1 protein-coding gene is annotated in these 458 nt (G+C 45.9%); it reads right to left on the bottom strand.

All coding sequences use genetic code 11. The features are described from left to right. Positions 1 to 416 (bottom strand): hypothetical protein (locus tag VJI94_RS07980; RefSeq protein ID WP_324008960.1); only part of this gene is annotated, 416 nt, incomplete at its 3' end. Between the last annotated feature and the right edge of the window lie 42 nt (positions 417 to 458).

Genomic DNA, 458 nt, shown 5'->3' with positions numbered 1-458 from the left:
CCTCCTAGTTTTGATTCGTCGATGCCTTCTGGGAATAAAGGCCTATCCAAGATGGACTTAATGCATGCCACCTCCATTATGCTTTTGATGCCTTGTTCTGCGGTGACTCCTACTGTCTTGATTTGGACGGTTGTTGCACCTGATAACAGTATTACAGACATGACATTCGAAATAATGCCAGACAGTTCATCCAAAGACGGATTCTCTTCATCCAGGATGCTGAGAATGCGCTTGGCTACCTCTTCAGACTTCCGAATTGCCTTGTGTGCTGATTCGGGCATATCAGACGTCTTAGCAAAGCCGTGAGCCATTTCGCAAATGGAATTAATCTGGGAATAATGCACTTCCAATTGCTTCTTGTCGAAGTATGACATTGCCGCCAACCTCTGCCACTCTTTATTCTGGGTGTGTAGCATAAAATCGTAACCTCCCTAAAAAACTGCCTCCATCCGACCGCG

Source organism: Parvimonas sp. D9 (assembly GCF_035282565.1).
GTDB lineage: Bacteria > Bacillota > Clostridia > Tissierellales > Peptoniphilaceae > Parvimonas > Parvimonas micra.
The sequence above is the reverse complement of the archived record's forward strand: the minus strand, read 5'-3'. Positions and strand labels throughout refer to the sequence as shown.